The organism is Candidatus Binatia bacterium (genome assembly GCA_036382395.1).
Taxonomy (GTDB): Bacteria; Desulfobacterota; Binatia; order HRBIN30; family HRBIN30; genus JAGDMS01.
Genome location: DASVHW010000299.1, coordinates 1 through 5,893 on the forward strand (window position 1 = coordinate 1; position 5,893 = coordinate 5,893).

General features: G+C 64.2%; 8 protein-coding genes. 1 reads left to right on the top strand and 7 read right to left on the bottom strand.

What is annotated here, in order from left to right; all coding sequences use genetic code 11:
- From VF515_14065 to meaB, 3 genes are all read right to left on the bottom strand, one after another.
- Nucleotides 1-556 (bottom strand): protease pro-enzyme activation domain-containing protein (locus tag VF515_14065; GenBank protein ID HEX7408761.1); only part of this gene is annotated, 556 nt, incomplete at its 3' end.
- Between the two features lie 11 nt (nucleotides 557-567).
- Complete coding sequence (locus tag VF515_14070; GenBank protein HEX7408762.1) at nucleotides 568-1,341, bottom strand: metallophosphoesterase family protein; 774 nt, start codon at nucleotides 1,339-1,341, stop codon at nucleotides 568-570.
- Nucleotides 1,338-2,300 carry a methylmalonyl Co-A mutase-associated GTPase MeaB gene (gene meaB, locus VF515_14075; GenBank protein ID HEX7408763.1) on the bottom strand — a complete coding sequence of 321 codons (963 nt, stop codon included), beginning with the start codon at nucleotides 2,298-2,300 and terminating at the stop codon, nucleotides 1,338-1,340. Before meaB ends, VF515_14070 begins: the two co-directional genes overlap by 4 nt.
- A 219-nt stretch (nucleotides 2,301-2,519) precedes the next feature.
- Here meaB and VF515_14080 point away from each other — a divergent pair, with 219 nt between their 5' ends.
- Nucleotides 2,520-2,888, top strand: a complete 369-nt coding sequence (locus VF515_14080) for a hypothetical protein (protein ID HEX7408764.1) — start codon at nucleotides 2,520-2,522, stop codon at nucleotides 2,886-2,888.
- Nucleotides 2,889-3,122: 234 nt separating this feature from the next.
- Here VF515_14080 and VF515_14085 read toward each other — a convergent pair whose 3' ends face one another.
- The 4 genes from VF515_14085 to VF515_14100 form a co-directional block, all read right to left on the bottom strand.
- Nucleotides 3,123-4,133 carry an ATP-binding cassette domain-containing protein gene (locus tag VF515_14085; GenBank protein ID HEX7408765.1) on the bottom strand — a complete coding sequence of 337 codons (1,011 nt, stop codon included), beginning with the start codon at nucleotides 4,131-4,133 and terminating at the stop codon, nucleotides 3,123-3,125.
- A 10-nt stretch (nucleotides 4,134-4,143) separates the two neighbouring features.
- On the bottom strand, nucleotides 4,144-4,833 hold the full coding sequence (locus VF515_14090) for an ABC transporter permease (GenBank protein ID HEX7408766.1): 690 nt from the start codon (nucleotides 4,831-4,833) through the stop codon (nucleotides 4,144-4,146).
- 21 nt (nucleotides 4,834-4,854) lie between these two features.
- Nucleotides 4,855-5,667 carry a substrate-binding domain-containing protein gene (locus VF515_14095; GenBank protein ID HEX7408767.1) on the bottom strand — a complete coding sequence of 271 codons (813 nt, stop codon included), beginning with the start codon at nucleotides 5,665-5,667 and terminating at the stop codon, nucleotides 4,855-4,857.
- Nucleotides 5,668-5,692: 25 nt separating this feature from the next.
- Nucleotides 5,693-5,893: hypothetical protein (locus tag VF515_14100; protein ID HEX7408768.1), on the bottom strand; the 201-nt coding region annotated here is incomplete at its 5' end.

Consider the following 5,893-nt stretch of genomic DNA (forward strand, 5'->3'; position numbering starts at 1 on the left):
CGACTCGGGCGGCAAACTGCACTGGCAGGAGCGGCGCATTCTCGTTGGCCACGCGTGTGCCGCTCCAATGACGGTAGTAATTCATGCGCACCGCAAACGTCCGTTCGACACGCGCCACATCGCCTGAAAAGTCGATGCGTAAGCGGTTCTCCCATCTCGCGACATCAAACCCCTGGCGTTCCAACCAATCCGCCAGCGCGTCGTACTCCTCAACGGACGGGGCAAAGCGCGAGGCGAATTCCTCCGGACTGAGCCAGTGATGATACTCGGGCGCTCCCGGGTTCTGCTGCGCCGCAATCAGCCCGTCCAACTCGTCCTGGTGCTGCACCTGTAGCGTGATCGACATGACGAGCGCATCGCGCGCATTGGCTCGCCCCACGAGATGAGAAGCCGTCGCCCGACGCGACACCGCCGCCGGCAACTCGTACTGCTGTTCCGCTTGGCTCGCACCGATCGGCAGCGTCAGGCAGACCGACACGACGAGCCTGACCCATGCCCAGCGCCGCACGTGGCCCCTGCCGCGAGGCTCACCCGCGATGAACCCACCACCCGTCATCCGCTGCTCTCTCACTGTAGGCCCTCACGATGATGATTTCGGCGAGCCGGTTTCGCCGCCACGGCTGCGTGCTCGTGGCGGTGCTCGAATTGCGCCCACAAGCTACGGCTTCGTACGGCGCGCTCACCGCGGCGGACTTGGTAGAGGCGCTTCTCCCTCAATTCGAGACAGGAAAGCTTGTTCCAGTACACCAGTCCCGTGTCCAGACCCACCTTGTACGGCAGCCCCATGAGCACTTCACGTTGCGGAGTGTGTCCGAACAGGACGGTGAACGGAAAGGGATGCGGGCTGGAAATGAACTCGTCCCTGATCCACAACAGGTCCTCCGCTTCTTGTTCCTCCAAGGAGCGCGCCGGAGAGATCCCGGCATGCACGCAAAGGAAGTCTGCGTGCCGGTGATGGAGCTGCAATGAGAGCAGGAACTCCAGGTGATCGGGCGGCAGTTGGTCCGCCGTGATCTGGCCGGAGCGCCCTGCGAGCCCATAGCTGCGCAGGGTGGCTTCTCCTCCGTTGAACAAGAAGGCCTCGCCGTAGAAGCCGCCGCGCCCGAGAAAGGCAAGGAACATGTCTTCGTGGTTGCCTTTCAAAAAGACGCACTGCGGTCCCTCGTGGCGCAGCCGCAGGAGCCGATCAATGACGGCTCTGGGCGATGGCCCGCGATCGACGTAATCACCGAGAAAGACGACCGTATCGCCGCTGGCGGCTTCGATGGCATCCAGCAAGCAGTCGACTTCATCAGGGCAGCCATGGATGTCGCCGATGACGAATGTGCGCGGTTCACTCATTGGCTCAAAGAGGTTTGCGCCGTACCGGTGCCCAGCAAGTCCCGCAGGCTCTGCTCATCTCCGATCACTTGGAGGGCTGCCTTGTACGGATCAATCTCGCCCCGTTTGACCTGCTGCAGCAAGGCAACGAAGCGTCCGTTGTCCAGGCCCGCCTCGAGCCGGCGGCTGATCTCGTCGCGCAGCACGGCAACGAATTCTTCCTGGCGGGCTGCCGCACTATGGGCGGCGTTCTGACCACTGCTGCGCCAGAACTCACGATGCCGCAAGATGACGTCGAGCAACTCGGTGACACCTTTGCCCGTGGTCGCTTCCGTCAACAGGACCGGCACCTTCCACTCCGCCGCCGGACGCAGCTGCAGCATCATCTCCAACTCGGTCTTGATGCGCAACGCCCCTTCCCGATCGGCTTTGTTCACCACGAACGCATCGGCAATTTCCAGCAGGCCGGCCTTCATGGTCTGCACGGTGTCACCGGCCTCGGGCACCAGCACCACGACTGTGGTGTCCGCGACGCGCATCACGTCGAGCTCGGTCTGACCGACCCCAACCGTCTCGACCACGATGAAAGTTTTCCCGAAGGCGTCGAGCAGCCGTGCCACATTGCGCGTGGCGCGCGCCAAGCCACCGTGGCTCCCGCGCGTGCTCAAGCTGCGGATGAACACCTGCTCATCGAGGTAGTGGCTCTGCATGCGGATGCGATCGCCCAAAACGGCGCCGCCGGAGAACGGGCTGGACGGATCAATGGCAATGATCCCGACGCTGTGGCCCAGCTCACGCAGCTTGCCGATCAGGCGGTCCACCAGCGTCGACTTCCCCGCGCCCGGCGGCCCCGTGATGCCAATGGTGTAGGCCCGGCCGCAGCGCTCGTGAATGAGACTCATCACCAACGCCGTATCGGGGTGCCGGTTCTCGACCAACGTGATCAGCCTAGCCAGCGCGAACCGGTCCCCGGCCAGCATCCGTTTCACCAGCTTAGTCGGCATCATTCTTCGCGGGAGTGGGCTCTGCGCGCAACGCCCCACCGTTTCCTGATCAGATCCATGGCCACGCACAACACAGCGCCACTCCCCCGGTGAACGGCTATCTTCAAGGAGAGTGCAAGCACCTTTATGGGTATAACGTAGCACCCATACCCACGCAATCTTGTCGCGGCCAGGCGCCAATGCTAGCAGATGGGCATGCGCACCCGGCGCAACCCACTCCTGCCGATCGGGCTGCTATTGGTCATCCTAGGCTTCGGCAATTGGTACGCCGGCAAGAACCAGATCGAGGAGCATGAGCGGCTCCTGGCCACTGGGGACATCCCCGCTCCGGCAACCCACTTCGAAGAGTTCCGGGAGCTCACTGCCCACACAACCGCTACGCTGCTGAGCCCTTTGCAGCGCGGCAGCGACCAGCACACGCTCATCAGCGGCAAGCTCGATTTCTACAAGGTCGTCCAAAGCGGCGGCCGCATGCTGATCCTGCTCGGCCTCTTTTGCGCCGTGGCCGGTACGATCCGGACATGGTACCAGCAACGGGCTGAGCGCGGGTCGTCGATAGCGTAGACGCCACGCTCCGCAGCAGCCGGGATCACCGGATGCTCGTGCGGATCGTCACCTGTCTCACCCAACGCGCTGCACAAGCCAGGGCCTGACGCATATGGCATATGGCGTATGGCTTGTGGTTCCTGACCATGCGCCATATGCTATCAGCCATATGCCAGGGCTCGAGGCGAACGACACTTGACTCAAACTCAACGAGTTTCAAGCCTCAAGCCCGCTAGCCGTCGGTTCTGCGGCTCATGACGGACGAGAATCCAAGGCGTGAACGGCGGTGGATTTGAACGTTACGTAGACGGCGGTACCGACGTTGAGGGCCAGCTCTTCGTAGGAGTGGCGCGTGATGCGCGCCACCAGGTTGCGGCCGCAGGCGACGGTGAGCATGATGCTGCTGCCATCGCTCTCCGCCTTTACCACGTGTCCGGAAAAACTGTTGCGCGCGCTGGAATGCAGGGGGGCGCGTGAGATGATGATGTCCTCCGGATCAATAGCGACCGCCGTCGGCGCCGCACCGTTGGCGATCTCGATGCGCAGCCCCTCGCTGTGAAAGTAATTCGTCCCGCCGACGCTTCGCGCCGTGCCGCGCAAAAGGTTCACCAGCGGGACCGGCGCGATCCTCCCGCCAACCAGCGACACCACGGCATCCGTCAGACGATAGGCCTGCTCGAGATTGTGTGTCGTCATGACGACGGTCTTGCCGCTGGCTCCGAGCTGCGCCAGGAGCCGTTCGAGCGTGCCGACATGCTCGCGGTCCACATTCGCCGTCGGCTCGTCGAACAGATAAACACCGGGATCGATGGCCAGTGCGCGGGCAATGGCCACACGTTGCGCCTCCCCGCCGGAGAGCTTCCGTGCCGGCCGCGCCCCGAAGCCCACCAGCCCGACTGCGGCCAGCGCCGCCACCACGCGCTCATCCGGCGCCACTCCGCGCGCCCGCAGACCAAAGGCGACATTGGCACTCACTGTCCGGCCGAACAGCAGTGGGGACTGCGCCACCAGCGTCACGTGCCGGCGTAGCGCCACCAGATCTCGGTCGCGGAACGTGACGGGCCGGCCGTCGAACTCCAGGCGTCCGGCGCATGGCGCCTGTAGGAAGGCCAGCACCCGTAACGCCGTCGTCTTGCCGGCCCCGTTCGGTCCAACAATTGCCGTGATCCCACCACGCGCGATGGCCAGCGAACTGATATCGAGCACGGGGCGGCCAGCGAATTCCACGCGCAAGTCGGTCAGTCGAAAGGCAAGCGCGTCCATGCGCGGCAGCTCATTTCCGCGGCGACAATACCGCGAGGCCCAGGTTCACTGCCAACGCTAGCGTCAGCAAGATCAACCCGAGCGCGAAGCCGAAGGCGAAATCGCCTTTGCTGGTCTCCAACGCGATGGCCGTGGTCATGGTCCGTGTCGCGTCTTTGATGTTGCCCCCAACCATCAGAGCGATACCCAGTTCCGAAATCAGCCGGCCGAAGCCCGCGATGATCCCCACCAGCACCCCCCAATACAGCTCGGCCAGCACAGTCACCGCGGCACCAAAGCGCGAAGCCCCGAGAGTCAGGGCGGTCTCTTCAATGCGCGGATCGGCGCCGCTGACCACGCCCATGGTGAGCGCGGCCAATAGCGGCGTGACAAGGATCATTTCGCCGAACACCATCGCCGGTTGCGTGTACAGCAACCCCCAGGCGCCCAGCGGGCCACGGCGGGATAGCAGAGCGTAGGCGAGCAGCCCGACGACGACGGTCGGCAACGCCGTCAACGTGTTGAGCGTCACCTCGAGCACGCGACGCCCGCGGAACTTGCGAGCCGCCACCGTGAATCCGATGGGCACGCCGATCACCGCCCCGAGCAGCGTCGCCGCAACCGATACCTTCACCGATACCGCCGCGGCCGCCACGACCCGCGGGTCCATAGTCACCAACAGGCGCACAGCGGAGACCAAGGCTTCGCCCAGAAAAGTCATCGGGACACGCGCCGCAACCGCTCAGGGGGCGGCGGCCACCGGTACGGCAGTGGGATGGAACAGCACTTGGCCCCCTTGTTTGAAGCTGCCGATCAACTCCTGGCCGGCGGGCGCGGTGAGCCACGCGACCAGCTGCATGGCCTCGAGATATTTCACGTGCGCGTGGCGGGCCGGGTTGACCACCATAATGGTGTACGGATTGAAGAGCGCCGGGTCGCCCTCTTGCACGATCGTCAGCTCCTCGCGACCCTTGTAGGCCAGATAGGTGCCCCGATCCACAAGGGTGTAGGCCTGCCGCTCGTTCGCCATGAGCAGGACCGCGCCCATCCCCTGGCCCGCTGACACGTACCACGTGCCGGCGGGCGTGACGCCAGCGGCCTTCCACAGCTCCTTCTCCTTCTGATGCGTGCCCGACTCATCACCACGCGATATGAACATCGATTGCGTCGCCGCAAGTTTCTTGAAGGCCTCAGCCGCTCCGGTCGCACGGCGGAGTCCGGCGGGATCCGACGACGGACCGACGACCACGAAATCGTTGTACATCACCTCGCGCCGGTTCACCCCGAACCCCGCCGCCATGAAGGCCTGTTCCAGCTCCGGTGCGTGCGACAGCACCACATCTACGTCGCCGTTCTCCGCCAGCTTCAGCGCCGCGCCGCTGCCGACCGACACGACATCCACTTTCAGATTGAAGCGTTGCTCAAACGGCGGCAGGACGACACCCAGTAGTCCAGAGTTCTCCGTACTCGTGGTGGTGGACAGCCGCAGATGCTCCTGCCCCCACCCAGTGCCCACGAGCAAGAGCACGACCAGCGTGATACGTGCGACCCGCATCGGCCAATCCCTACCCCAATCCGGATCAGAACCGCAGCATCGCATCGAGTTGCGTCCGCAGCAGCGTCGGGTTGCCGGTGAGCGCCGCATTCGAGATCTTTCGATCCAAGACGTTCTCGACGTACGCCTTCGCCGTCAACTGCAGGTTGGGCAGCAGGGCGTAGTCGAAGCGCAGAATGTGCGAAATGAGGTTGGTGCCTCCCTTTTGTGTCGGGCGCGTGTCTCC